We start from the raw sequence: 24,608 nt of genomic DNA on the forward strand, positions 1-24,608 counted from the left end.
ATAGTTGAGGAGTTCCACCTCATTCCAAATGCTTGGCTATTATGCGCAGATAAGTAAATAATTTAAAGCAAAAAAACCGCACTCAACTGAGTGCGGTTAAAAGGGAGTGTTTTAACTAAGGTTTAGTTAAAACTTATATTCCATACCTAAACCTAGGTAATCTTGGTCAACGTTGTTGTCCATATCAAAGCTTGAGTAAAAACCAAATATTTTAAGGTTTTTGTTTAGCTTATGGTCAACACCTACCGACATCGCGCTTTTATCATCGCTGTCATCAAAATCCATTGTTTGGTATTGCATTTTGAAAGTGTTGCTACCCATAAGGTAAGCTGCATTCACTAAGTAACCGTCAGCCTCAGCGCTGCCATCTACTTTTTCTTGTGTTTGGTACATAGCGCCAACTCTAAAATCTTCAATTTTACCTTGAACTGTTGCACGCACTACATCGTAACCATTGACTTCGCTATCAGCAGCAATGGCAGCATATACTGCGCTCTTTTTAAGTGCTGAGTCACCGTAGGTCACTGCCATTGAATAACCGTTATCTGCATCTACATCGTCTTCGGCAATAAATGTAGCAAGTACTTTAAAGCCTTCGTAGCTTTTAGATGTATAAGTGATCGAATCACCTAAGCGGTTTTCACCTTTAAAAACATTTTTAATATCGCCTTCAAGGTCATTAAATAAATCTAACTTACCTTGTGATTGTTTAAGCGCTGTATCGTTACGACCCACAACAACTTGACCATAGGCACCTTTTAAACCTACATACTGGTTACGTGCAGAAATATTGTCGTCATTATCACCTTTCGAGTCAGCATCAGATACATCAACTTGAAACTCAAACTTATAAACTGCTTCTAATCCATCAGTAATCTTTTCAGATCCTTTTAGGCCAAAGCGAGATGCATTACTTTTAATTTCAGTGAAAGACCCTTCACCATCATCAGATGATTGAACGGTTACATTTGCTTTACCGTAAATATCTACCTCTGCAAGTGCATTAAAAGATAAACCACTAAGTAGGGCTAAGCATAAGCTCGATTTTGCAAATTTCATGTTATTTCCTCGATAATCACAAGAGACTAATTTTTAAAACAGCGGCAGTGTGTCACTACTAAATGACAAAAATATTACAAAGGACACATTTTTGTCTTTTTAAGTTAATAAAACTGCATTAAATCTGAAATCAAAATAACATGTAAAATAAACTGCCTACTGACTACCTACTTTGTTTCAATAAACTCGGTGTCATTCGCGACAGCAAATTAACCAAGGTTTCTATCAAGTCTTTCTGTTCGTTATCTCTATGATAGGCAACAAATACATCTCTTGAAGTATTTTCTACCCCTTTAACATGAAAAAGTTCGCCTTTTTCTAAATGATCTTTAACTAATACCTGTGGAATAAACGCACTGCCGCCACATTGCAGTATTAAATCAAGCGCAATTCGTCCTGTACTGGTTCTAAAATAAGGCGGTGTTTTACCGGTAAACTGACGCGCATGCCAAAGAGAAAACGTGGTTCCCCAATCAACATACACATATTGATTATCAAAAAAGTTATCACTGGTTGCCGTATCGTAACCACTCACCGGAATAATAGGCAGTTCACAAATACGTTCAACCACAAGTTCATCAACTTTAGGGGGATCAAACAAAATGGCTAAATCAAGTGTGCGCTCCAACAATAAGCGAGTACTTTCTTGTTGCGCCTTCACTTCTGCCACCAGCGATACACCAGGCATAGCCGATACAATATTTGTAATACCAAACTGTAAAAATGCATCCCAAATATTAGGCGTACCTGCTAAACTAATTTGCTTATGCATATTATCTGCAAGTGCAACATCCACTTTGGCTCTTTGCATCCCGGTAATAATCATTTGCGCATGCGGTAACAAGCGCTCACCTGGTGCGGTGAGTTGAATATTATTACGCTGACGAATAAATAAATTTACGCCTAAGCCCTGCTCTAATTGGCGAATTCTAAAACTCACCGCAGACTGCGTTATGTATAGGTTTTCTGCCGCTTTACCAAAATGGCGAGTACGCACCACTTCAACAAATGTTTTTAATAAATCTATGTCCAATTTTTTATCCTCACGATAAAAATTTTTTGTTTAAAAAAATAGCGATTATGTCCCATACTCCAGCTAATAATTGGTATGAGGGTACAGCTATGAGCAATGATATTTCACTACTTCGTCAAGCATTCGTAAGTCAACGTCAATTTTATGATGACCAAAACTTTCCACGCGGATTTAGCCGCAGCGGACACTTTACCCTGTTAGAGGCAAGTATTTTAGAACAGCACGGTGTTGTTTTAAAAAGCCTATATAATAAAACAGTTGAGCCACAAAACGAACATCAGCAACAATTTGTAAATGCTGTCAGTGGCATAATAGAGCCAAGTAACCCAATTGAGCGAGCATGGGTTAAATATTTAAAGTTAACAACCTGCAAAACAAAATTCCATACATTATTTGGACGCTCAAAAATTTCAGGGCCAACACCAATAAGCCAAGATTATTATTCTGAGGCAGACAATCTATAAGTCACTACAATAGTTGCTTTTTGGCGTTTTAGCAGTTACAACTTGTATAAGCAAACACTTTTGCAAAATTTAAACAAGGCTGTTACGTGACGCACAGAATACTTATTGTTGAAGACACTCCGACTATTGCGCGAGTGCAAAAGCATATCGCGCAAAAAGTCGGCTACGAGGTTGATATTGCTCAATCCTTGGCTGAGACTAAAGAGCTTATAAGTAAGCACCATTATTTTTGCGCAGTGGTCGACTTTATATTACCTGACGCGCCACAAGGTGAAGCGGTTCCATGCACCGTTGCAGCAGATATTCCCACCATAGTGATGACAGGCAATATCGATAAGCATACCCGTGACACCGTTGAAAAATACCCCATTATTGATTACATCATCAAAGGCAATAAACAAGCCTACGAGTATTTAGAAAAGCAGCTTTACCGCCTGCCCCGTAATAAGCATGTAAAAGTATTGGTTGTTGATGACTCTGCGTCAACACGCCAATATATTTGTAATTTATTAACACGTCATAAATATCAAATATTACAAGCAGCCGATGGCCTAGAGGCGCTTAAAGAGCTTGAAAACACCCCCGATATTTCTGTGATTATTACCGACAAAGAAATGCCTAATATGGACGGTATTGAACTGTGTAATGAAATTAGGCGCATTTATAGTAATGACGAAAAAGCCATTATTGGTATCTCAGGCGCTACATCGTCTAATTTGTCTGCCTTATTTTTAAAAAATGGGGCAAATGACTACTTGTATAAACCTTTTAATAGTGAAGAATTTTACTGCAGGTTAAGCCAAAACGTCGATATGCTAGAGCATATCGAAACTATAAAGCGCCAAGCCAATACTGACTATTTAACTAAACTCCCTAATCGCCGTTACTTTTTTGAAGAGGCTAATAAGTCATTAAAGCAGTTTAAAAAAGCAAAAGCACCAGTCATGTTAGCTATGCTTGATATTGACCATTTTAAAGCTATTAATGATACCTATGGCCATGATGCCGGAGATGAAGTGCTTAAAGGGCTGGCGGTATGCTTTAATAAATATTTTGAAAACCAATTGGTTGCCCGTTTAGGCGGAGAAGAATTTGCGGTATTTTTTACTGAACTGACCGAACAAGAAGCGCTAAAACGACTAGAAAGCTTTCGATTATTTATTGAGCTTAATAGCCATGAGTTTAGCCAAGCACAAATCAAGTTTACGCTGTCGATAGGCTTCAGCCATAGTGAAACCTATCAAATTGACGAACTATTAAAGCAAGCCGACTTAAAGCTCTACAAAGCTAAAGAGTCGGGGCGTAATAAAGTGGTTTAGTTTAACTAAACCACACCTGAGGCGACAATGGCTGCTTTTCTGCGTTTACGCGACTGATGGTATGAATCCCAACTAAAAATAGCCAGTGCACTCCAAATACACGCAAAGGTAATTACACGCTCAGCATCAAACACTTCACCATAAAACACCACTGCTAAAATAAACATTAAGCTAGGCCCTATGTACTGAAAAAACCCAAGCGTTGTGTATTGCAATCGCTTAGCCGCGCCGGTAAAACACAGCAATGGTAGCGTAGTCACTATACCTGCACTTACTAATAGCGCATTAGTTAGCCAATCATTCGCTGGTAAATTAGACGTTTCAGTCGGCACCATTAACCACCAATAGGTCAGTGCCACCGGTAATAATATTAATGCCTCAATTAAAATCCCAGGCAGGGCATCAACCTGTAGTTTTTTACGTAATAGGCCATATAACGCAAAAGAAGTCGCTAACGAAAATGCCACAATCGGAAATGAACCAAAACTAATTAACTGTAATAAAACACCTGTAAAAGCCAAGGCAACAGCAGCTCCTTGCAACTTACGTAACCGCTCGTTTAAAAACACCATACCAAGTAATACATTTAACAAAGGATTGATATAGTAGCCTAAGCTGGCATCTAGCATGTGGTTGTTATTAATAGCCCATATAAACAACCCCCAGTTAAACCCCAATAAGGTCGAGGTAACAACTAGCATCAGAATTAATTTAGGTTGGATTAAAATGCGTTTAATTTTATCCCAGTAGTTGAGCACACTCACCACTAAAATAAGAAACATCACAGACCAAATAACACGATGCATTAAAATTTCAAATGCTGATACATGTTGGATCATCTTAAAATAAATGGGTGCTAGGCCCCACATAAAAAAGGCGAGGCAGGCAAAAATGGCGCCCTTTCGCTGCTCGGTATCAATCGACATAGTAACCACTTGATGATTTAAAAGGCCGTAAGTTTAACCCCCTCTCACTTTTTAGCCAACTAAATACGTGCCCGTTCCAAACGCTATTTGTACCGACTGCTCGTTATGTAACTCCATCCGGCACACGCACACTTTATTTCCTGAGCGAATAAGTGTGGCGCTGGCAATAAATACCTCCCCTTTACCTGGGCGTAAATAATCAGTACGTAAATCTATGGTGCCTAGTGTTGCTAACTTTTTATGCACACTGGGTAAGTCGGCATCGTCTAGTTTTCCTATTACACTTGCTGCAGCAAGCATTCCGCCTACATTGTCGAGCACCGCAGAAATCACTCCACCGTGAAGAATCTTTTGCGCCGGATTACCAATTAATACGTCTTGCCAAGGAAATGATATTTTAGCTTGTTCAGTACTAAGTGACTCTACTGCTATTTTTAAAAACTGGTTAAAGGGCATGTTATTAACAAACAGCGCCCCAACTTGATCGATCAACATTTCTTTATTCATTATTATTCTCTATGTTTTTAGTGGTACGATGAGTAAAGCACAGCTTGAGGCTATTGTAACCCCCTGCAGATTTTAGTTTATCACTACAGATGTGTGTACCAAGTAATGAAAGCTAAAGACATCCTGATAAAAAACCACTAAAATAGCGCCGATGAATACACTAACTCCTTCTCCTAATACGCTTGTGCGTAAACCCGAAACTGTACTCAAACAAGTGTTTGGTTACAGTGAATTTCGCGACGGTCAAAGTGCAGTAATTGATGCCGCCATAAATGGCCAAGATTCATTAGTATTACTGCCCACCGGTGGTGGTAAATCGGTGTGTTACCAAATACCCGCGTTGGTATTAGAGGGAGTCACCATTGTTATTTCTCCGCTGATCTCTTTAATGCAAGATCAAGTCACCCAGTTACAAGCACTGGGAGTTAAGGCCGCTTATGTCAATAACAGCCTAGCTCGCGAAGAACAACAATTAGTGTATCAGCAACTGCATCAAGGGCTGATAAAGCTACTTTATGTAGCTCCTGAAAAAGTGCTACAACGCGATTTTTTAGAACGGCTCTCTCATTTGAATGTTAGCTTGTTTGCTATTGATGAAGCACACTGTGTTTCTCATTGGGGTCACGATTTTAGACCGCATTATTTTCGTTTAAATGAGCTTAAACAACGCTTTGCACATGTGCCTATGATGGCACTCACTGCCACTGCCGATAAAGCGACTCGCTTTGATATTGTTGAGCAACTCAAGCTACAACAGCCCTACATTCATACCGGCAGTTTTGATCGCCCTAATATTCGTTACACCATAGAAGAAAAATTTAAACCTATGGTGCAATTACTGCGTTATTTAAAAGAGCAAAAAAATCAAAGTGGTATTATTTATTGCACCAGTCGTAAGCGTGTTGATGATATAGCTGAAAAGCTTGCTGATGCAGGCCTTAATGCTGCCGCTTACCATGCGGGAATGAGTAACGAGCAACGTCAGTTTGTGCAAACCGGATTTGCCCGTGACGATATTCAAATTGTGGTTGCCACCGTTGCCTTTGGTATGGGAATTAACAAGCCTAACGTACGCTTTGTTCTGCATTACGACATTCCAAAAAGTATTGAAGCTTATTACCAAGAAACAGGCCGTGCTGGACGAGATGGGCTGGCTGCAGAGGCCATCATGTATTTTGACCCTGCCGATATAGGCCGAGTTAGACGCTTTTTTGAAGATATTGACGATGAACAACGCCGCCGCGTAGAAGAGCAGCGCTTTAATGCCATGGCCAGCTTTGCCGAAGCACAAACGTGTCGTCGTCAAATATTATTGAACTACTTCAGTGAGTACCAACGCGAGCCCTGTGGGAACTGTGACATTTGCTTAAATCCACCTAAAAGTTTTGATGGCACATTAGTCGCACAGCAAGCGCTTTCATGTGTGTATCGCGCGCAACAACGATTTGGATTGGGTTACATTGTAGAGTTATTACGCGGCGCGAATACTAGCCGCATTCGTGATAACAATCATCATGAACTTAGTACCTATGGCATAGGTAAAGATAAAAGCAGTGAATTTTGGCTTAGTATTTTACGCCAACTTATTCATCAAGGGCTATTAAGCCAAGATATAACCCAAGGCGCTTCATTGCGTTTAACGGAAGCTGCACGCGCTATTTTAAAAGGTGAATATGCGCTGCAATTGGCCGAGCCTCGCTTACAAGCTAAACACGTTTATCAGGATAAGTTAGCGCAGTTTAATTACGATAAAAAACTATTCGCTCGCCTGCGTGCATTGCGTAAAGAGTTAGCCGATGCCGATGATGTGCCGCCTTATGTAGTATTTAACGATAAAACGCTAGCCGAAATGGCGCAGCTTATGCCCACTAACGACAGTGAATTTTTAAAAGTGTCGGGGGTTGGTTTTACTAAATTAAACAAGTATGGCGGTGAGTTTTTAACCGCAATTCGACATTACCTAGCAACGCAATAAGCCCCTTATGACCGAACTTGAATACGATCACACACATCAATGTATTATTATTAAACCGACAGAGCTGCCGCACGATGAAGACTTTGAATTGTGGGGAACGTTATTTTTGCACAGCGATGAAATTAGCATTAATGAGTATGCCGCTGGGGCAGATCGTCATCAACTGCGTTTTAACTATGCTAACCACACATTTAATTTAAATTTTGAGCATTACAGCCAAAGTGTGTGGATTAATGGTGAAGGGCAAGATGCCGACAACCTATTGGCAGCGTTAACATTTTATTTAACTTAAATGCATAGCTAATACCTTATAATCGCTATAAAAATAAAACTAAATCTGTCTTTTACTTACATATCAATAACAATGATGTAGGCTAAGAGTAAGTGTTTTTATTTTGCAAAATAGCGCTAAAGAGGGTCAATGCTAAATAGAAAATGGATTGCACGTAGTTGTTTTAGCCTTTCTATTTCGAGTATGTTTATGCTCAGCGTTTGCGCGCAAGAAACGCCACTAGCCCAAAGCTGCCAAAATGACGATTCATTGAAAACTTCTGAAATTAACTTGCGTCGACAAATCGAGTCTCAACCTCCACCGCTTACGATAAATAGTAACGCTAAAATTGCCTCAATTAATCTTAAACAACTTAATGTTTTTAATACCGAACTCGAAGCTGAAAACAACGCACTGTTTCGCTTTGCTAATCGTGCACATATACAAACTGAGCCTGAGGTTATTAAAAGCATTTTATTGTTTAAAGCGGGTGATACTTTTAATCAAAAAACCTTGGCTGAATCTGAACGGCTACTGCGTAAACAAAACTATTTATATGACGCACAAATTATTGCTGACGAAAATTGTGATGGAAATATTGATGTAACAGTAATTACTCGAGACTTATGGACTTTACTGCCCGAACTTAGTTTTAGCCGTAGTGGTGGTGAAAATAAATCAAGTATTGGTTTTCGCGAATCTAACTTATTTGGTTGGGGCAAACGGTTATCGTTTGCACGTAAAACAGACAGTGACCGAAATGGTTATTTATTTGTTTACGATGATCCTAATATCTTATCAACTCGCTACCGAGGGCGTTTAGAGTATGCCGACAACAGCGACGGCAAAAGTCATTTAGTTGAACTAACCTACCCGTTTTATGCCATCGATACGCCCTATAGTTATGGCGCCCTGAGTTACTCTACCCAGCGAGAAGAGGCCCTGTACCTTAGGGGCGATAAATTTAGTGAGTTTGAACAGACCACCGATCTAAATCAGGTATTTTTTGGTCACTCTAAAGCCCTTAGCCATAACTGGACACAGCGCTTGAGCCTAGGTTATATCGATGAGCAACAAACATTTAAAAGCATCGATGAAACGACTGTGCCGCTAGCTGAAAATAGGCAGCTTAGTTATCCTTATGTAAGCGGCCACTGGTTTGAAGATAACTTTATAAAAGTACGTAACTTTGACAGTATTTATCGTACTGAGGATTTAAATTTAGGCTGGAATATCAAAGCCACCCTGGGCTACTCCGATGAATCAATAAGTAACGACGATAGCCGCGCTGTGTACTCGTTTAATTTTAACAAAGCCCATTTTAGCACTAACCATACCCTTTGGCGTTTTCATGCAGATATTCAAGGCTATTGGAATAACGAGAAAAAACAGCTCGAAAACCTGCTCACTACTAGCCAAATTCAATATTATTTAAATACCAGTATTGATCAATCTTGGTATGTAAAAGCAAGGCTGCAATACGCAAAAAACCTCACTAATGATAAACAGCTCACCCTAGGGGGCGAAACTGGACTTCGTGGCTATCCTATGGAATTTCAACATGGGGATCGGAGTTTTTTAGTCAGTTTAGAAAAGCGCTATTACTGGGAATATGACTTACTACAGCTGTTTAAAGTGGGAGGGGCGGCCTTTTTAGATATCGGTCGAGCTTGGTATAACAGCGACTCGAACACTCAGTATCAAGTTGAGAACACCCCAGTGCTAAAAAATGTGGGCTTAGGTTTGCGCCTTGCGCCAAGTCGCGCCAATGCGGGTACCATGATCCACCTTGATATAGCCGCGCCACTAAATAAATATGATGATGTTGACTCGGTACAGTGGCTACTGAGCGTTAAAAATTCTTTTTAAATCACTACTGCGCACAAAGTTAACGCGTTACACTTTGCGCCTATCATTATTGTGAGAATACGTTTTGGAATTAATCTCTCTTTTAGAGCTTGTGGGCACACAATATAAGCTAATCGTAACCGTGATTGCGCTGTTGAGCTTTCCGTTATTGTTAAAGCTCACTAAAAAGTTACTCGAAAAAGCCATTAGAGGTAAAATCGATTTACACCGAAAATACCGAGCAGAGTTACTATTAAAAATAATACTCGCCTTTGTTATGTTGTGTTTAGTGTTAGTTTTTTGGGGAATAGAGCTGCGTGGTTTACTGGTATTAGGCTCTTCTTTATTTGCCATGTTAGGTGTTGCGCTGTTTGCGGCTTGGTCATTATTGAGCAACTTAACTGCTTTTTTACTGATGTTTATTCAAAATGACTGCCGTGTAGGTTATTGGGTGAGAATTGTGGATGGAGCTAACGCCATTGAAGGGCGTATTATTGAAATGGGGCTGATGAATGTCTTACTCGAACACGTTGATGGTCACAGAGTGATTTACCCTAATAACTTATTTGTTACCCGCCCGGTGTTAGTGCTTAATACGGAGCCTAAACCAACAAAAGCGCCTAAAATTAAACGCATTATTGGCCCTAAACCGCGTAGCTAAACAACACCTATTAAAAAACCGCGTTAGCTTAAAACTAAGGCGGTTTTTTATATCTACAGATAGAGTCATACCAATTCACTTAATTGAGCAAATTGGTATTAATTATTTAGTTCAGCCGTTTTCAGCTCATCATCTAAATCATTTATCTCATCAATAAACGTTTCTAACTGCTGCTCTACCAAGCTATTTGCATGTGCAAAATAAGCAATATGGAATACGGCATCGCCTTCATTTACCAGTGGCATGGTCTGCTGGCCAATAATAATACCGCTTCGAGGAGCAAGGAGTTCAAGTTCTGAATCGCCAAGCGGACTGCTAATATAAGCAAGCACTTGGCCTTTCATTACTCGCTCACCTAACGATACTTGCGCTCTTACTATGCCGTCTACTTCTGCACGCACCCAACTAGTGGAGCTTGCAATCACAGGATCAGGCAGTTTTTTAGGGCGTTTACCGCGTATCATTTTTAAATGTCGCATAACATAATCAACCCCTTGTACACCCGCTGCAATCGCAATCGGGTCAAAGCGCAACGCTTCACCTGCTTCGTAGGTAATAACGGGTATACCCAAATTAGCCGCTTCACTGCGCAATGAGCCATTGCGTAACGACGCATCAATAACCGCAGGTGTGCCAAAAGCCTTAGCCATTTGCGCTGTAGCTTCATCGGCTAAATTAGCGCGTATTTGCGGTAAGTTAGTACGATGAATTGCACCCGTATGCAAATCTATAATATGCGTACAATGCACAGCTACTTGGTTAAAAAACATATACGCCATACGACCTGCTAACGAACCACGCTCAGACCCCGGAAAACTCCGGTTCATATCACGGCGATCGGGCAAGTAACGAGATTTATGAATAAAACCAAATACATTCACAATCGGGACCGCAATTAATGTACCACGCAGCTGATTAGGGTCGATTTTAGCCAGTAACTGGCGCACAACCTCAACCCCATTTAGTTCGTCGCCGTGTATAGCCGCACACACCATCAATACAGGGCCTTCCATTACACCGTTAACCACTTCAATAGGAATATTAAGCGGTGAATGGGTGTAAAGCTTTGCAGCTTCTAGCGCGAGTGTTTTACGTTCACCTACACCAATACTTTCACCTAATAGGGTGAAAGGTCGGTTAATTTTAACCTTTGCCACGAGTTGCCGTTCCTTTACTTGCAGCATTTTTCTCGATGAAATCAATCACCATGCCCGCAATGTCTTTACCTGTTGCCACTTCAATCCCTTCAAGACCTGGCGATGAATTTACTTCCATAACCAAAGGACCACGAGATGAACGGAGTAAATCAACGCCAGCAACGTTTAAACCCATTGCTTTTGCTGCAGCAACCGCTGTTTTACGTTCTTCTGGGGTAATACGTACCAGTGTAGCGCTACCACCACGATGAAGATTAGAGCGGAACTCACCTTCTTGTGCTTGACGTTTCATTGCAGCAATCACTTTATCTCCGAGTACAAAGCAACGAATATCCGCACCACCCGCTTCTTTAATATATTCTTGTACCATGATATTGGCTTTTAAACCCATAAACGCTTCAATAACACTTTCAGCCGCTTTACGTGTTTCAGCAAGTACCACACCAATACCTTGAGTGCCCTCAAGTAGCTTAATAACGACCGGTGCGCCACCTACCATTTCGAGTAAGTCTTTTACGTCATCTGGCTTGCTAGCAAAGCCTGTTACTGGCATGCCTACGCCTTTGCGTGATAATAATTGTAGAGAACGTAATTTATCGCGCGAACGAGAAATAGCCACAGATTCATTAACCGGATAAACACCCATCATTTCAAACTGGCGTAATACAGAACAGCCATAAAAAGTAACTGATGCGCCAATACGCGGAACAATGGCATCAAAATCTTTTAGGTTTTCACCACGATAATGAATTTCAGGCTGCTCTGAGTTTATATTCATATAACAACGTAGCGCGTTAATCACTTTTACTTCATGACCACGTTGCTCAGCCGCTTCAATTAAACGACGCGTTGAATATAAATTTTTGTTGCGAGATAAAATACCAATTTTCATAGTTAAAACCTTAACTAAATTATGTTGAGCAAGCACATATAAGTACGTTTGCTACTCAACGAATTCTTATAATAAATGTGATAAAGCCGGATCAACGACTATACGATTTTCCATAGCTGTGCGTCCTAATAACATTCTAAACTTCATTGACGCACGACTTGTTAATGTAATTTCTATTGGCCAACTAAATTCGCCGGCATGTAATGTAGTTTCAATAAAGTAACGCAATTCTTTTTGGCCACTAGAGCTGGTAACGTACTTCATCTTTTTAACTTTGGCATTGCAGGTAATTTGCGTTTGCTCGTCTTCTTGCAATGGTTGGGCTGTAAATTTAACCCATTTTTCGCCATCGACTTCGTATTCTTCAATATTAATTGCATGAATACAGGAAGTACGCGCACCAGTGTCTATTTTTGCTTTAATTTGCTCGATGCCTAGCTCGGGTAAACTTAACCACTCACGCCAACCAACTGTTATTTTTGTCGTCATAAATGTGCCCTTAGTAAAAAAAGTGTTTTATACGCTACAGCCAACAAAACACCAACAAAATAAATTCATCTACTCGATAAGCCGATTTGATTGACCTTTTAAGTTAACTCGTTTAACAATGCACCCCTAACGTATGTACTTAACCATAGGCTAAAAAACAATTTTTTGTTGATTAACTCTACAAAGTAAAGCTAAGTTAAATACACTACAGTCAACTGTATTAAAAATATACTATCTATGAGAAATTATTATGATCAATGGCTTACTTCATGCGCTTATTCTTGATGAACAAGGCGGGGCTCGCCCAATAGAAAACAGTAAACAGTTACACCAATGGCAACCTACTGATGGAAAGCTGTGGGTGCATATGGATTACAGTCAAAAAGAAGCCGTAGATTGGTTAAAAAACTGCGGTCAATTAAACGACTACGAACTTGAATCACTCACAGCAGATGAAACACGTCCTCGCATTACTCCTACAATGAATGGCCATATGCTGTTTTTACGTGGAATCAATTTAAACCCAGCGCAAAGCCCTGAAGACATGGTGTCTATTCGCCTATTTATTAATAAAGACGTGGTGATCACTACCCGTAAGCGCCGATTATTATCAGTGCAAGATATTCTAACCTCGTTAAATAATAATGAGGGGCCAAGCAGTATTTCTGAACTAGTATGTAGCTTAGCGCAAAAGCTCACTTCACGTATGCAAACGGTAATAGATGAACTAGATGAAAGCTTAGATGATTTTGAAGAAGAAATTGATGAGCCTAGTAAAAAGTTTGATAACCAAGGCTTGTCGCAACTTCGCCGCCAAACAATCGCGCTAAAACGTTACTTAAAACCGCAAAAAGAAGCGCTCAGCAACATGGTTAATAATCATTACCCATGGCTGTTTGACGATGATAAAGCCAAGCTAAATGAAACCACCAATTTACTTATTCGCTATTTAGAAGAGCTCGATAGTTCAATAGAACGTGCACTCGTTATTCAGCAAACCATTACTAACCAAGTGTCTGAGCAATTAAATCAGCGTATGTATGTGATGTCGGTGGTGGCTGCTTTATTTTTACCACTGGGCTTTTTAACTGGGTTATTGGGGGTCAATGTCGGCGGTATACCTGGAACAGAAAGCCCCTATGCATTCACTGCATTTGTGGTGTTTTTAATTGTTTTGACTGGTGGGATTGGTATTTACTTTAAAAATAAAAAGTGGCTGTAATTACAATACAGATCCAACAAGGCACAAAAAAGGCGAACATATTGTTCGCCTTTTGCATTGGTAATCCTTACTCTTGAAAGTAAGTGCCCCAACCGTCGTATTCAACATCGCATTCAACAGCAAGCTGTGCAAGTTTATCAACGTCTTCCATTATCACGTCGACATCTAATTCGGCTTCAACAACAATGTCAAAACTCCAAATTTTTTCACCGTCTTCAAGCTCAAGTTCTGCTGGCTCTTCTACATCGTAACCTAGTTTAAACGCAGCCAATGCCGCTTGTTCTAACTTAGTAAAGTCTTCACATACAAAGTGGTGTTCTACTTCATAAAGAATTTCTGGATCGGAACCATCTTCAAGTAGTGAAGTTACGATGTCTTCACTTATTTCACGCCAGTTTTCCATTATTTCTCTCTCACTTGAGCATCTAATTCTGTTATTTTAGCAGCCATAATACTGTGCACACTTTTAGCATGTTCACGGGCACTGATACTGTTATCAAGTGCTATAGGGGCTAACATTTCAATGTAAATTGTACCATTATCCCAGCGATTTAGTTTAATGGTTTTATCGGTTGTGTTCATACATACTGGCACAACAGGCACCTCTGCACTCATTGCGGTATGAAATGCACCGGTTTTAAAGGGGAGTAAACCACGACCATAACTACGCGTCCCCTCAGGGAACATCCACACCGATAAGCCTTTTTGTTTTATTTTAGCCGCTGCTTTTGAGATTGTGCCAGCCGCTTTTGAACGATTTGAACGGTCGATTAAAATATTACCCGACAACCAATAAAGCTGCCCAAAAAATGGGATCCATTTAAGACTTTTTTTGCCAACGCTCACACAATTTTTTGGTACCATGGCTGGAATAGTAAATAAATCGTAGCTATTTTGATGATTCGCTACATACACAGCAGGCCCCACCTTAAGCGCATCGGGATGATATTTTAGTTCTAATTTAACCCCAAGCATTTTAGCCATTGAGCCAAACCAACTTGCAATAACGTGCACATTATTAGGATGAAATGGTCTAAATATTGATAACAACAAACCAAAAAAACAACTTAATAATATAAACAACAGCATTATTAAAATACGTATAACAGCTAGCAAGTGCGCCTCTCCAATATAACCACAATCATGTATTGCTTTATTATAACGTTATTTTGTTGCGCAGACGAGAAAATAGCGCACAAGCGTGCGCTGAAATAAAACAGTCATAAAAAAACGGCTTACCTAAGTAAGCCGTTATCTAATTTAGTCTAATTTTCTGAGTGTTTTAACTTTGCTCAGTATCTGAATTTGGCTCATCCACTTGCTGAGGTGTTAACTCTACCACGGCTTCATCTACGCGCTGTAAACCACGAGGTAACTTATTCCCTCTGCGGCCTCGCTCGCCATGGTAATGCTCAAGGTCGCTTGGTTTAAGCGTCAATTTACGCTTACCTGCATGCAGCGTAACACTGCTGCCTTGCGGCACAACAGCTAATACTTTTACAAACTCTTCGCGCGCTTGTACTTTAGCGCCCGGAATAGAAATAATCTTATTGCCCTTGCCTTTACCTAGCTTAGGTAAATCACGCAGTGGGAATAACAACATTCGCCCCTCGTTAGAAATTGCCATACAGTAATCACTGGCAACGTCATTAACGCGAATTGGCGAAAGTAACACACCACCTTTTGGCACACTCACTAAGGCTTTACCGTTTTTGTTTTTACTGACTAAATCTTTAAAGTCAGTAATAAAGCCATAACCGGCATCAGAAGCCATTAGCAATACCTGAGCGTCTTCACCCATAACTACGTGCTCAAAGCTTGCGCCTGAGGTTAAGTTAAAGCGCCCTGTCATAGGCTCGCCTTGGCTTCTTGCAGAAGGAAGGCTGTGGGCATCGGTCGCAAATGCACGCCCAGCTGAATCTAAAAATACCGCAGGTTGATTACTTTTACCTCGCGCTGATGCTCTATAGCCATCACCGGCACGGTAATTTAACCCTTCTACATCTAAGTCATGACCCTTACCAACACGTGCCCAGCCTTTATCAGATAGAACAACAGTCACAGACTCTGAAGGGATTAAATCTTTTTCGCTCAGAGCTTTGGCTTCCACACGCTCAATAACAGGTGAGCGACGATCGTCGCCATACATTTCTGCGGCTTCTTGAATTTCTTTTTTAAGCAACGTCGACATGCGACGGTCTGAGCCTAATGTTTGCTCTAATTTGTCACGCTCTTTGGCTAATTCGTCTTGCTCACCACGAATTTTAAACTCTTCAAGTTTTGCCAAATGGCGAAGTTTTAATTCTAAAATGGCTTCTGCTTGAATATCGGTTAAATCAAAGCGCTCCATCAATATTGGTTTGGGCTTATCTTCAGAGCGGATAATTTCTATAACTTCATCAATATTTAAAAAGGCAGCCAGTAAACCTTCTAAAATATGTAATCGAGCCAGTACTTTATCAAGTCGATATTGCAAGCGACGACGCACTGTTTCACGTCTAAAGGTTAACCATTCAGTTAAAATACTACGTAAATCTTTAACCTGTGGACGGCCATCTAAGCCCAGCATGTTTAAGTTTACGCGGTAATTTTTTTCAAGATCGGTGGTGGCAAATAAGTGCGCCATTAATGGCTCAGCTTTAATTCGGTTTGAACGCGGCACAATCACAATACGGGTTGGATTTTCGTGATCAGACTCATCACGTAAGTCAGCCACCATTGGTAACTTTTTAGCGTTCATTTGCGCTGCAATTTGCTCAAGTACTTTTGCACCCGAACATTGGTGCGGTAACGCAGTAATAACGATATCGCCCTGCTCTTCACAATACACAGCGCGCATTTTAATTGAGCCACGACCGGTTTTATAAATTTTGTGAATATCAGCTTTAGGCGTAATTATTTCAGCATCAGTTGGATAATCAGGCGCATGTACTAAATCCAATAACTCTTCGAGTTCTGTTTTTGGTTTATCAAGTAATAAACAACAGGCACTGGCTACTTCACGCACATTATGCGGCGGTATATCGGTTGCCATACCCACAGCAATACCGGTGACACCATTAAGTAATATATGCGGTAAGCGCGATGGCAATACTAATGGTTCATCCATGGTGCCGTCGAAGTTTGGCGTCCAATCAACAGTCCCTTGGCCTAACTCTTTAAGTAATACTTCAGAGAATTTAGATAAACGCGCTTCGGTATAACGCATTGCCGCAAACGACTTCGGATCATCTGCTGCACCCCAGTTACCTTGACCATCAACTAACGGGTAGCGATAAGAAAACGGCTGCGCCATAAGTACCATGGCTTCATAACAGGCACTATCACCATGAGGATGGTATTTACCTAATACGTCACCCACGGTACGGGCTGATTTTTTGTATTTAGCACTTGCCGATAATCCCAACTCACTCATCGCATAAATAATACGACGCTGAACGGGTTTTAGGCCGTCACCAACGTGCGGTAAGGCACGATCCATGATCACGTACATTGAATAATTTAAATAGGCGTCTTCGGTAAAACGCCCCATTGTTTGCTGTTCAATTCCTTGCATTAGCAAGGTATCTGTATCACTCATTAAAGCTTACCTAGTTTTTCTTATAGCTTACGCGGTAAATTACGTTTGCGTAATCATCGCTTACCAATAGACTGCCATCATTTAATTGTGCAAATGCAACAGGGCGTCCAAATGTCGTTTCGTCTTGCATAAAGCCGGTGATCAGTGGCGTATACTTTGTTACCTTGGCATTTTCTATAGTTGCCACTGCCACTTTATAACCGACCTTTTTAGAGCGGTTCCATGAACCATGCTCAGCTACAAATAACTGTTGTTTATAGCTATCAGGGAACTGCTTGCCGGTATAAAAATGAATACCTAATGGCGCAACATGCGCACCTAATGCCAATGCAGGTTGAGTGTAGTCAGCAATGTTTTTGCCTTCACCAAACTCCGGATCAACAATAACGCCGCCATGCACGTATGGAAAACCAAAATGTTCTTCTTCTTTAGTGATGCGGTTTAGCTCATCGGGTGGAATATCATCCCCCATCATGTCACGGCCATTATCGCTAAACCATAGCATTTGCGTGCTAGGGTGAAAGTCAAAGCCTACAGTATTGCGCACACCTTTGGCTAAAGTGGTTATTTCTTTGGTGTCGGTGTTTAACGAAAAAATACGACCAAACCGAGCATCTTCCTCACAAATATTACAGGGAACACCCACCGGAATAATCAGCTCGCCGTTTGGCGCAAAGCGTAAAAACTTCCAGCCATGGTGGCGCTCTGACGGTAAATCGCTATAAAACACTTCATACTCAGGGTTTTTGAGGTGCTTATCGATATTTTTAAAACGAATAATACGGTGCACTTCACCGACATATAAGTCACCGTCTTTAATCGCTAAACCCGAGGGCATATTCAGTCCCTCTGCAATCACTATTTTTTTATCTGCAACGCCGTCGCTGTTATGATCAATCAATGCATACACATTACCCGCATTACGCGAACCTGCATACACTATACCTCGGCTTGATACTGCAATTTGCCGAGCATTTTCAACATCATCAGCAAATAAGCTTATTTCAAACCCTGGGGCAGCCGTCAGCTTGTCGAGAATATTTTTCGCCATCACTGGCGATGACATAAAGCCGACTAACAACAGTGTGCTAAATAGTCTTTTCATTTGCCTCTCCTGTAGCCCAAAGGCTTATTAAACTTGTGCTTTGTTACCGTGATCTTCAAGCCATTGGCGGCGATCTGATGAACGCTTTTTAGCAAGTAACATATCCATCATTTCCATTGTTTGTTCTTCTTCATCAAGTGTTAGCTGCACTAAACGACGGGTATTTGGATCCATGGTTGTTTCACGCAATTGTAGCGGGTTCATTTCACCCAAGCCTTTAAAGCGTTGCACGTTTACCTTACCGCGTTTTTTCTCTGCTTCTATACGCGCTAAAATGCCCGTTTTTTCATCTTCATCAAGCGCGTAATAAACATCTTTACCAATATCAATTCTAAACAGCGGTGGCATAGCAACATACACATGCCCAGTTTTTACCAATTGTGGGAAGTGGCGCACAAATAAGGCACACAATAAAGTGGCAATGTGCAGTCCATCCGAGTCAGCATCCGCTAATATACATATTTTATTGTAACGCAGCCCTGATAAATCACTTGAATCGGGGTCAATACCCAATGCCACTGAAATATCATGCACTTCTTGAGAGGCCAAAATTTGCCCTGATTCTACTTCCCAAGTATTTAAAATTTTACCTCTTAGTGGCATGATTGCTTGGAACTCACGATCTCGCGCTTGTTTAGCTGAGCCACCCGCTGAATCACCCTCTACTAAAAACAATTCCGTGCGGTCATTATCAGCAGCACTACAATCGGTCAGTTTGCCTGGTAATGCAGGGCCTGAAGTAACACGTTTACGAACTACTTTTTTAGCCGCGCGTAAGCGACGCTGTGCATTTGAAATACACAATTCAGAAAGTAACTCTGCAGTGTCAGTGTGCTCATTTAGCCATAAGCTAAAAGCATCTTTTACGACACCCGATACAAACGCAGCACATGAACGTGATGAGAGTTTTTCTTTGGTTTGCCCTGCAAATTGTGGGTCTTGCATTTTTACCGACAATACATAACTACAACGTTCCCAAATATCATCTGGGGTGAGCTTTACACCACGTGGTAATAAGTTTCTAAATTCACAAAATTCACGCATCGCCTCTAAAAGCCCTTGGCGCAGGCCATTTACGTGGGTGCCACCTTGTGCGGTAGGAATTAAGTTTACATAACTTTCGGCTGTTGACTCACCGCCTTCAAGCATCCATACAACGGCCCAATCAGCGCCTTCAATAGAACTTGAAAACTCACCTACAAATGGGTCTTTAGGCAGTATCTCATAGCCTTTAACTGCTTCTACTAAGTAATCTTTTAAGCCGGTTTCATAAAACCACTCTTGGGTTTCTTTCGTTTGTTTATTTACAAACTTAATACGCAAACCTGGGCATAGTACCGCTTTGGCTTTTAATAAATGGTTAAGCTTAGTCAGTGAAAAGTTAGCAGAATCAAAATAGCTGGTATCTGGCCAAAAGCGCACGGTAGTACCGGTATTGCGTTTACCCACTGAGCCAATAACATTTAAATCTTCAACTTTATCGCCATGCTCAAAAGCCATTCTAAATTGCTGTGCGTCACGGCGAACCGTTACTTCCACGCGGGTAGATAGCGCATTAACGACCGAGATACCTACCCCATGCAAACCACCAGAGAACTGGTAATTTTTATTTGAAAATTTACCACCTGCGTGTAATTTGGTGAATATTAGTTCAACCCCAGGAATACCTTCTTCAGGGTGAATATCTATCGGCATCCCCCGACCATCATCGCTCACTTCAAGTGAGTTATCTTCATGCAAAATGACATCAATACGCGTCGCATGCCCGGCCATTGCTTCATCAACACTGTTATCAATAACCTCTTGGCCTAAATGATTGGGGCGCGATGTGTCTGTATACATGCCTGGGCGGCGTTTTACCGGCTCTAATCCATTAAGTACTTCAATAGCTTCGGCGTTATAATTTTGTTGAGTCATAGTTTTTATCTTTATATACGCTAATATCTGATTTTAAGAAAATCGACAATGCTTGAAAAAGCTCGCTCAAAGCCATTAAAGCTATGATCGCCGCCAAATTCAATTAACTGTTTACATTGTGAGTAATACTTTATTGCGTGCTGAAAATTTAACACTTCATCCCCTGTTTGCTGTAATAAATACAACAGCTCAGGGTGTTTTAACTCTGTCACCGTTAATGCTTTTAACGCATCTATATGACGAGATTGTAATTGGTAATTATAATCTTGATACGGATTATAATTAGGCCCAAGTATAGGCTCTAATAATGTATATGGGGCAACGGCAGGATTAATTACCACCGCAGGAATTTGATAACGCTGCGATAAATACGTAGCAAAAAAGCCACCTAACGAGCTGCCCAATAATACGGTATTCGGTGTTAATAGTTGTTCAAGCGCTATAATCGCCTCTATAGGTTCATGGTTTAAGCGTGGCACACAATAATCAACATCATAGTGTGCCATAAGCTCACCAAAGCGCACAGCTTTATATGATTTTTCAGAGCTATTAAAACCGTGAATATAGATTACTCGTTTAACCATATCACGTCCGTGCGTATATGCACCTTTTGTTGCTCAGCATTTAAGTGCAGCATACGATAAGCCGCCCCTTTATCTTCTTGCTGCCAAGTAGCACTGTGCTTTGTAAACTGCACGGAACTGGCCGGTGTCGCGTAAATATCAAGCTCTCTAAATTGCTGTTGGTAGTCATTGTGAACATGCCCATGAAACAGCGCATCAACTCGGCCATTATTAACTAATAAATTTAATAGCTGCGGCCCATTTTCTAGTATGTGTTTATCTAGGTAGCCATTAATAGGCAATGGGTTATGATGGCAAAATACAATATGACGATTATCTGAATCGACTAAACACGCCATAATTTCCTCTAAATGCGAGGGCGTCACCCACCCAGCAGGGGTATTTCCTTTAGAATTAAGTAATAAAAGCTCAAACCCTTGCGCCACAATATGTTTAGCGCGTTGTATTTGCCCGCCACTAATTAAATTGAGCTGTTCAATTTCATCATGATTGCCGGGAACCCAAAATACGGGGCAATTTAGTTCACTATTATGAATCAGTTCAGCAAATAATAAATAGGAATCAAAGCTGTGATCTTGGGTTAAATCGCCACCAAATATCAAGGCATCAGGCTGCTGTTTTGCTATATCTGTAAGTGCCCTAATAAAATGTTCTGCGGTGTTAACCCCAAAATACTCGCCCTGCTTATCGCTAAAAAGATGACAATCCGTTATATGGGCTATACGAAGCTGGGCTTGCTCAAAATAATACGTATCATCAAACCAAGCCATTATTTACATCCCAATTAAGTGTTGATTGACCTCGCTCTACACAGGCAACCAACCAATCATATAAAAAAGCATTCAACTGATACTTTTCATCTTTTTGATGCATCTTAGGATTAGGGTAGCCATAGGAAGGTTTGATTCGTTGGTGGTAATCATGATGGACAATTTCGGCTACTTTAGCATCATTATATAAGCGCACTGTTAAATACAAAGGCGAAATACCACTTACCATTCCTGATAACTGTTTAATAGAGACATCAAGGGTGTACTTGGCATTGTCATCTATGTTGATGGCAAATTCACTGTGGCCCAGTTTGATTTCTCTAACACTGCCAATCGCTCGTTCACTAGGTAGTAATTTTAAAAGGCGTACGTAATTATGCTCACAAAGTGTTAAATACTTTGGAAGGCTTTGAATGTATCGATTAGTCGTTAAAAGTGCTGTCAAAATACCGCCATTACTATTAAAAAATTAAAAACTATGCCCACTTCTTACGTATTCTGTCGCGATTTAGTGCTAACCATTGCAAGCAAATTACCGTAGCCGCATTATCTATCTCGCCACGATTGAGTCGCTCAAATGCTTCATCTAAATCCATAATATGCGTTTTAATATCTTCACCTTCGGTGTCTAAGCCATATATACCGGTATTAATTTGGCTTAAGTCGGCGTGAGCTAAATATAAAAACAAACGCTCTGTAGTACCGCCGGGGCTTGAAAGGTAAGACAACATAAACTCAAGTTCTGTTAAATTAAGTCCCGCTTCTTCAAACGCTTCTTTTTTAACAACCGACTCGTAATCTTCACTGCCATCGGTCATGCCCGCTATACATTCTAACAGCCAAGGCGTGTGTTTGCTTTTAATTGCGCCAATTCGAATTTGTTCAATTAGCAGCACTTGCTCAGTTACTGGGTCATAAGGTAAAACTGCGACCGCATCTCCGCGTTCAAGAATTTCTCGACGAATTACCTCAGACTCTCCACCCGCAAATAAGGCATGCTTAAATTGATAAAGGTTTATTTTAAAAAAACCATCATACAAATTTTCAATTGGTTTTAATCTCACATCGTCATGGGTAAATTTAATACGACTTTTATTCGCCATCTATTCTTTCCTTTTTGAGGGTGCAAATACATCAACGTCATTTAGGTATATATTCTGTTACACTTGAGAACGCTGTTTTACTAATTTTTTTTTTAGTTATTAGTTAAAACAGGTTAACATGCTACTAGTACAAAAATTGTCTAAGGACCGAACATCACATGAAAAAGAACATCCTTGCTGCACTGGTTAGTTTATCATGCGCATTGGGCTCAACCGTAGCCAATGCAGAAGATTTACTTCAAGTTTTTGAAATCGCAACAGCCAACGATCCTACCGTTTTAAAAGCAAAAGCCCAAGCTGATGCACAATCATACCAAAGCGATCGCGCTATGAGCGCACTATTACCGCAAATTGGTTTAAGCATGAGTTATGAAAAAAGTGACTCGACCTCTTTTCAAAGCATAGGCGATTTATCAAACCAAGTTAAAGTCGAAAGTGAAACGGACCAATTCAGACGTGGTATTAGCTTAAGCCAAACGCTATTTGATTTGGGCGCGTGGAATTCACTCGGCATTGCTGACAAACAAGCACTGCAAGCTAGTGGCCAGTACGATTTTGCTAAACAAGATTTAATAGTACGTGTGGCTGAAGGCTATTTTAACGTATTAAGCGCTATTGATAACCTTGAATTTGTACAAGCTGAAAAACGTGCCATTGAGCGCCAACTTGAACAAACTAAACAACGTTACGCTGTAGGTTTAACGGCTATTACCGATGTACATGAAGCACAAGCACAATTTGATAACTCAGTAGCGCAAGAAATCATTGCTAATAATGCGGTAGAAACAGCCCGTGAGCAACTACGTGAGATCACCGGTAAATACCATGCAAAGCTAGATATGTTAAACACCGAAACGTTTTCTACTGTTAAGCCAAGTACGCCTGCAACTGATTTAGTTAAAATAGCTAAAGACAAAAACTTAAATCTGCAAGTATCAAAAATAACGGTTGATATAGCTAAAGAACAAATTGAACTCGCAAAAGCAGGTCATTACCCAAAACTAACGTTAAATGCTAGCTACGGCGACTCATTAACAGATAGTGAGTTAAATGGCGTTAGTTTTGACGATCAACCTCGTTCAGATTCAAGCTCTATTGGACTAAACTTTAGCGTACCACTTTACTCAGGTGGCGCAACGGTTGCTGCAACAGATCAAGCACGTGCATTTTACGTTGCTGCGAGCCAAGATTTTGAAACGGATTATCGCGCAGTAACTCGCTCTGTTATTACTTCTTATAACCAAGTGGTATCTGATATTGCGACCTATAAAGCGCTTGAACAAGCGGTTATTTCAGCACAAAGCGCTTTAAAAGCCACGGAAGCGGGTTTTGAAGTGGGTACACGTACCATTGTTGATGTGCTCGTCAGTACGCAAAATTTATACAATGCAAAGCGTAATCTTGCTGATGTGCGTTATCGCTATGTTGTGTCAACGCTTCGTCTAAAACAAGCAACAGGCACATTAAGCCGCGAAGACTTAGTGGGTATAAACCAAGGGTTAAATACCGTTAACTAAACACACGACTTCATTATAAATAATTACTAAAGCCAGCTTTTTGTTGGCTTTTTGTATTTTTGAGCGCATAGCGTTAAACTAGGGTCTGTTGACCTTTCAAGGTTAAATTTGCAGCAGCCTGTTTGGTATTTAGGCAAGGCAGAGTCTATCTATACCCAAGTTGCCTCAATCTGCGAGTTTCAGTTGGGATTAAAAGCTATTTTGACAAG

At 40.6% G+C, this 24,608-nt stretch carries 24 protein-coding genes; 8 read left to right on the top strand and 16 right to left on the bottom strand.

Translation table 11 applies throughout. The annotated features are described in order from the left end of the window. Nucleotides 1-126: 126 nt before the first annotated feature. The gene (locus CWC14_RS07905; RefSeq protein ID WP_138562229.1) at nucleotides 127-1,059 is read right to left on the bottom strand and encodes a porin; all 933 of its coding nucleotides are present in this window, start codon (nucleotides 1,057-1,059) and stop codon (nucleotides 127-129) included. Between the two features lie 163 nt (nucleotides 1,060-1,222). Further along, a complete protein-coding gene (locus tag CWC14_RS07910; protein WP_024600797.1) occupies nucleotides 1,223-2,092 on the bottom strand; it encodes a LysR family transcriptional regulator in 870 nt (289 codons plus the stop codon). An 89-nt stretch (nucleotides 2,093-2,181) separates the two neighbouring features. On the opposite strand from CWC14_RS07910, the gene CWC14_RS07915 reads away from it, so the two are divergent. Beyond that, nucleotides 2,182-2,556: a MaoP family protein gene (locus tag CWC14_RS07915; RefSeq protein WP_008110628.1), complete on the top strand. Its 375-nt coding sequence runs from the start codon at nucleotides 2,182-2,184 to the stop codon at nucleotides 2,554-2,556. Nucleotides 2,557-2,642: 86 nt separating this feature from the next. Beyond that, nucleotides 2,643-3,875, top strand: a complete 1,233-nt coding sequence (locus tag CWC14_RS07920) for a response regulator (RefSeq protein WP_138562231.1) — start codon at nucleotides 2,643-2,645, stop codon at nucleotides 3,873-3,875. Between the two features lie 5 nt (nucleotides 3,876-3,880). Here the strand turns inward: CWC14_RS07920 and rarD are convergent, their stop codons facing one another. Both rarD and CWC14_RS07930 read right to left on the bottom strand, forming a co-directional pair. Beyond that, a complete protein-coding gene (rarD, locus tag CWC14_RS07925; protein ID WP_028835657.1) occupies nucleotides 3,881-4,801 on the bottom strand; it encodes an EamA family transporter RarD in 921 nt (306 codons plus the stop codon). Between the two features lie 51 nt (nucleotides 4,802-4,852). Then, complete coding sequence (locus CWC14_RS07930; RefSeq protein ID WP_028835656.1) at nucleotides 4,853-5,308, bottom strand: thioesterase family protein; 456 nt, start codon at nucleotides 5,306-5,308, stop codon at nucleotides 4,853-4,855. A 151-nt stretch (nucleotides 5,309-5,459) separates the two neighbouring features. Here CWC14_RS07930 and recQ point away from each other — a divergent pair, with 151 nt between their 5' ends. From recQ to CWC14_RS07950, 4 genes are all read left to right on the top strand, one after another. Next, the gene (gene recQ / locus CWC14_RS07935) at nucleotides 5,460-7,283 is read left to right on the top strand and encodes a DNA helicase RecQ (RefSeq protein WP_028835655.1); all 1,824 of its coding nucleotides are present in this window, start codon (nucleotides 5,460-5,462) and stop codon (nucleotides 7,281-7,283) included. Between the two features lie 7 nt (nucleotides 7,284-7,290). Beyond that, nucleotides 7,291-7,575, top strand: coding sequence for a DUF3630 family protein (locus CWC14_RS07940; RefSeq protein ID WP_008110618.1), 285 nt, complete (start codon nucleotides 7,291-7,293; stop codon nucleotides 7,573-7,575). 129 nt (nucleotides 7,576-7,704) lie between these two features. Next, on the top strand, nucleotides 7,705-9,423 hold the full coding sequence (locus CWC14_RS07945; protein ID WP_076922098.1) for a POTRA domain-containing protein: 1,719 nt from the start codon (nucleotides 7,705-7,707) through the stop codon (nucleotides 9,421-9,423). A 64-nt stretch (nucleotides 9,424-9,487) separates the two neighbouring features. Beyond that, complete coding sequence (locus CWC14_RS07950; protein ID WP_024600801.1) at nucleotides 9,488-10,063, top strand: mechanosensitive ion channel domain-containing protein; 576 nt, start codon at nucleotides 9,488-9,490, stop codon at nucleotides 10,061-10,063. A gap of 98 nt (nucleotides 10,064-10,161) precedes the next feature. Here the strand turns inward: CWC14_RS07950 and CWC14_RS07955 are convergent, their stop codons facing one another. From CWC14_RS07955 to CWC14_RS07965, 3 genes are all read right to left on the bottom strand, one after another. After that, a complete protein-coding gene (locus CWC14_RS07955; RefSeq protein WP_008110612.1) occupies nucleotides 10,162-11,220 on the bottom strand; it encodes a succinylglutamate desuccinylase/aspartoacylase family protein in 1,059 nt (352 codons plus the stop codon). After that, nucleotides 11,207-12,112 (bottom strand): 30S ribosomal protein S6--L-glutamate ligase, encoded by a 906-nt coding sequence (gene rimK, locus CWC14_RS07960; protein ID WP_024600802.1) that lies wholly within the window; start codon nucleotides 12,110-12,112, stop codon nucleotides 11,207-11,209. The genes CWC14_RS07955 and rimK overlap by 14 nt, the downstream gene beginning before the upstream one ends. A gap of 66 nt (nucleotides 12,113-12,178) precedes the next feature. Further along, on the bottom strand, nucleotides 12,179-12,601 hold the full coding sequence (locus CWC14_RS07965; protein ID WP_010391555.1) for an ATP-dependent zinc protease family protein: 423 nt from the start codon (nucleotides 12,599-12,601) through the stop codon (nucleotides 12,179-12,181). A 250-nt stretch (nucleotides 12,602-12,851) separates the two neighbouring features. On the opposite strand from CWC14_RS07965, the gene CWC14_RS07970 reads away from it, so the two are divergent. Beyond that, entirely contained in the window at nucleotides 12,852-13,823 is a 972-nt protein-coding gene (locus tag CWC14_RS07970; RefSeq protein WP_138562233.1) for a zinc transporter ZntB, read from the top strand. A 67-nt stretch (nucleotides 13,824-13,890) separates the two neighbouring features. Here the strand turns inward: CWC14_RS07970 and rraB are convergent, their stop codons facing one another. The 9 genes from rraB to CWC14_RS08015 form a co-directional block, all read right to left on the bottom strand. Further along, nucleotides 13,891-14,226 (bottom strand): ribonuclease E inhibitor RraB, encoded by a 336-nt coding sequence (gene rraB, locus CWC14_RS07975; protein WP_008110603.1) that lies wholly within the window; start codon nucleotides 14,224-14,226, stop codon nucleotides 13,891-13,893. Then, a complete protein-coding gene (locus CWC14_RS07980) occupies nucleotides 14,226-14,939 on the bottom strand; it encodes a 1-acylglycerol-3-phosphate O-acyltransferase (RefSeq protein ID WP_029610024.1) in 714 nt (237 codons plus the stop codon). The genes rraB and CWC14_RS07980 overlap by 1 nt, the downstream gene beginning before the upstream one ends. 166 nt (nucleotides 14,940-15,105) lie before the next feature. Beyond that, nucleotides 15,106-17,403, bottom strand: a complete 2,298-nt coding sequence (parC, locus tag CWC14_RS07985) for a DNA topoisomerase IV subunit A (RefSeq protein WP_016900568.1) — start codon at nucleotides 17,401-17,403, stop codon at nucleotides 15,106-15,108. 10 nt (nucleotides 17,404-17,413) lie between these two features. Beyond that, nucleotides 17,414-18,508 (bottom strand): PQQ-dependent sugar dehydrogenase, encoded by a 1,095-nt coding sequence (locus CWC14_RS07990; protein ID WP_138562235.1) that lies wholly within the window; start codon nucleotides 18,506-18,508, stop codon nucleotides 17,414-17,416. A gap of 27 nt (nucleotides 18,509-18,535) precedes the next feature. After that, entirely contained in the window at nucleotides 18,536-20,425 is a 1,890-nt protein-coding gene (gene parE, locus CWC14_RS07995; RefSeq protein ID WP_138562237.1) for a DNA topoisomerase IV subunit B, read from the bottom strand. 20 nt (nucleotides 20,426-20,445) lie between these two features. Then, the gene (locus tag CWC14_RS08000; protein WP_008110593.1) at nucleotides 20,446-21,009 is read right to left on the bottom strand and encodes a YqiA/YcfP family alpha/beta fold hydrolase; all 564 of its coding nucleotides are present in this window, start codon (nucleotides 21,007-21,009) and stop codon (nucleotides 20,446-20,448) included. Next, on the bottom strand, nucleotides 20,994-21,779 hold the full coding sequence (locus tag CWC14_RS08005; RefSeq protein WP_138562239.1) for a metallophosphoesterase: 786 nt from the start codon (nucleotides 21,777-21,779) through the stop codon (nucleotides 20,994-20,996). The genes CWC14_RS08000 and CWC14_RS08005 overlap by 16 nt, the downstream gene beginning before the upstream one ends. Next, nucleotides 21,766-22,224 (bottom strand): DUF1249 domain-containing protein, encoded by a 459-nt coding sequence (locus CWC14_RS08010; protein ID WP_013465838.1) that lies wholly within the window; start codon nucleotides 22,222-22,224, stop codon nucleotides 21,766-21,768. Before CWC14_RS08010 ends, CWC14_RS08005 begins: the two co-directional genes overlap by 14 nt. A 31-nt stretch (nucleotides 22,225-22,255) precedes the next feature. Beyond that, entirely contained in the window at nucleotides 22,256-22,882 is a 627-nt protein-coding gene (locus tag CWC14_RS08015; RefSeq protein WP_016900572.1) for an NUDIX domain-containing protein, read from the bottom strand. A 158-nt stretch (nucleotides 22,883-23,040) separates the two neighbouring features. On the opposite strand from CWC14_RS08015, the gene tolC reads away from it, so the two are divergent. Continuing rightward, nucleotides 23,041-24,399 carry an outer membrane channel protein TolC gene (gene tolC / locus CWC14_RS08020; protein WP_138562241.1) on the top strand — a complete coding sequence of 453 codons (1,359 nt, stop codon included), beginning with the start codon at nucleotides 23,041-23,043 and terminating at the stop codon, nucleotides 24,397-24,399. Nucleotides 24,400-24,608: the final 209 nt, after the last annotated feature.

The organism is Pseudoalteromonas sp. S3260, assembly GCF_005886925.1.
GTDB lineage: Bacteria > Pseudomonadota > Gammaproteobacteria > Enterobacterales > Alteromonadaceae > Pseudoalteromonas > Pseudoalteromonas tetraodonis.

What these genes read in the sequence shown, in the direction of transcription:
- recQ (WP_028835655.1), top strand. Translation starts at nt 5,460, where the DNA reads ATGAATACACTAACTCCTTCTCCTAATACGCTTGTGCGTAAACCCGAA.
- tolC (WP_138562241.1), top strand. Translation starts at nt 23,041, where the DNA reads ATGAAAAAGAACATCCTTGCTGCACTGGTTAGTTTATCATGCGCATTG.
- rimK (WP_024600802.1), bottom strand. Translation starts at nt 12,112, where the DNA reads ATGAAAATTGGTATTTTATCTCGCAACAAAAATTTATATTCAACGCGT.
- CWC14_RS07930 (WP_028835656.1), bottom strand. Translation starts at nt 5,308, where the DNA reads ATGAATAAAGAAATGTTGATCGATCAAGTTGGGGCGCTGTTTGTTAAT.
- rraB (WP_008110603.1), bottom strand. Translation starts at nt 14,226, where the DNA reads ATGGAAAACTGGCGTGAAATAAGTGAAGACATCGTAACTTCACTACTT.
- CWC14_RS07965 (WP_010391555.1), bottom strand. Translation starts at nt 12,601, where the DNA reads ATGACGACAAAAATAACAGTTGGTTGGCGTGAGTGGTTAAGTTTACCC.
- rarD (WP_028835657.1), bottom strand. Translation starts at nt 4,801, where the DNA reads ATGTCGATTGATACCGAGCAGCGAAAGGGCGCCATTTTTGCCTGCCTC.
- CWC14_RS07990 (WP_138562235.1), bottom strand. Translation starts at nt 18,508, where the DNA reads ATGAAAAGACTATTTAGCACACTGTTGTTAGTCGGCTTTATGTCATCG.
- CWC14_RS07945 (WP_076922098.1), top strand. Translation starts at nt 7,705, where the DNA reads ATGCTAAATAGAAAATGGATTGCACGTAGTTGTTTTAGCCTTTCTATT.
- CWC14_RS07915 (WP_008110628.1), top strand. Translation starts at nt 2,182, where the DNA reads ATGAGCAATGATATTTCACTACTTCGTCAAGCATTCGTAAGTCAACGT.
- parE (WP_138562237.1), bottom strand. Translation starts at nt 20,425, where the DNA reads ATGACTCAACAAAATTATAACGCCGAAGCTATTGAAGTACTTAATGGA.
- parC (WP_016900568.1), bottom strand. Translation starts at nt 17,403, where the DNA reads ATGAGTGATACAGATACCTTGCTAATGCAAGGAATTGAACAGCAAACA.
- CWC14_RS08015 (WP_016900572.1), bottom strand. Translation starts at nt 22,882, where the DNA reads ATGGCGAATAAAAGTCGTATTAAATTTACCCATGACGATGTGAGATTA.
- CWC14_RS08005 (WP_138562239.1), bottom strand. Translation starts at nt 21,779, where the DNA reads ATGGCTTGGTTTGATGATACGTATTATTTTGAGCAAGCCCAGCTTCGT.
- CWC14_RS08000 (WP_008110593.1), bottom strand. Translation starts at nt 21,009, where the DNA reads ATGGTTAAACGAGTAATCTATATTCACGGTTTTAATAGCTCTGAAAAA.
- CWC14_RS07905 (WP_138562229.1), bottom strand. Translation starts at nt 1,059, where the DNA reads ATGAAATTTGCAAAATCGAGCTTATGCTTAGCCCTACTTAGTGGTTTA.
- CWC14_RS07970 (WP_138562233.1), top strand. Translation starts at nt 12,852, where the DNA reads ATGATCAATGGCTTACTTCATGCGCTTATTCTTGATGAACAAGGCGGG.
- CWC14_RS07940 (WP_008110618.1), top strand. Translation starts at nt 7,291, where the DNA reads ATGACCGAACTTGAATACGATCACACACATCAATGTATTATTATTAAA.